Here is a 399-nt window from a genome sequence, read left to right on the forward strand (position 1 = left end):
ATACCAAACCAGTCGGTATACTGGCGGGTCAGCAGACGGGCGATAACATCCCGTGCGGCTTCCGGCACTTTGTCCCAGGTCATCAGACTGAGGCCGGACTGACGGTACAGGTTATTGATGCGTTTGATATTGTCCGTATTCAACGGCACATTATTCTGTAACAGCAGTAGCCACTGCTCAAAAGCCAGATGCTGTGCCGCGCACTAACACCGGGTACGGCGTGTAAGTTTGCGGTTTAGTGGGTTTGAGTATCCCCGCACAACCGGCCAGAAACAGGCGTAAACTTTGCAACACCGCCTGACGGTAACGGGGGGCATCTTCCCCGCAGACCCACTGTTGCATCACATCGATACAGACGGATTTGCCGGTAATTTCCAGTTGATTGGTGCACCATTCTGC

Annotated in this window: 1 pseudogene; it reads right to left on the bottom strand. The window is 53.6% G+C overall.

Annotation, left to right across the window (positions count from 1 at the left end):
- A pseudogene (locus Xsze_RS21585) lies at positions 1–399 on the bottom strand (DUF1281 domain-containing protein); the annotation flags it as partial.

The sequence above is a fragment of the Xenorhabdus szentirmaii DSM 16338 genome (assembly GCF_002632585.1).
GTDB lineage: Bacteria > Pseudomonadota > Gammaproteobacteria > Enterobacterales > Enterobacteriaceae > Xenorhabdus > Xenorhabdus szentirmaii.